The following is a 584-nucleotide window of genomic DNA, read 5'->3' as shown; positions in this document are numbered from 1 at the left end:
ACGATCGTGGGCACGGCGGTCTCCATGGTCGTGTCCGTGTTGTGCGCGTATGGCCTGTCGCGGCAGAATTCTCTCGGCCACCGCGCGATCCTGCTGACCTTCGTCGTCACGATGTTCTTCGGCGGCGGCCTGATCCCGACGTTCATCGTGGTCGCCAACCTCTTCAACGGCTACGAGCAGTACTGGGCCCTGATCCTGCCCAGCGCCGTGTCGGTGTTCAACATCCTGATCATCAGAGCGTTCTACATGAGCACGGCGCGCGACCTGATCGACGCCGCCAGAATCGACGGCGCCGGCGACTGGCGGATCCTCTGGTCGGTGGTCCTGCCCACCTCCAAGGCGGTGAACGCCGTCATGGCTCTCTTCTACGGCGTCGGCTACTGGAACAGCTGGTTCAACGTGATGCTGTACATGCCGGCCAACGACCGCAAATGGCCCATCCAGTACGTGTTGTATGAGTACGTCAACCAGGGCGCCTTCATGCCCGGAGCCGCCGCTGCGCACGATGTGGCGGGCTACGCGCAGCCCGCGCCGCTGGCCCTGCAGATGGCGGTGGTCGTCCTTACGCTGATCCCCATCATGAT

At 63.7% G+C, this 584-nt stretch carries 1 protein-coding gene; it reads left to right on the top strand.

Annotated features, from left to right (window positions below; translation table 11 throughout):
• Positions 1 to 584, top strand: a 584-nt coding sequence (locus ACFPZ3_RS70250) for a carbohydrate ABC transporter permease (RefSeq protein WP_379525388.1), incomplete at both ends; no start/stop codon positions are given.

The sequence above is a fragment of the Nonomuraea insulae genome, assembly GCF_042656245.1.
Note: the sequence above shows the minus strand (reverse complement) of the source record. Positions and strands in the feature narration are given on the sequence as shown.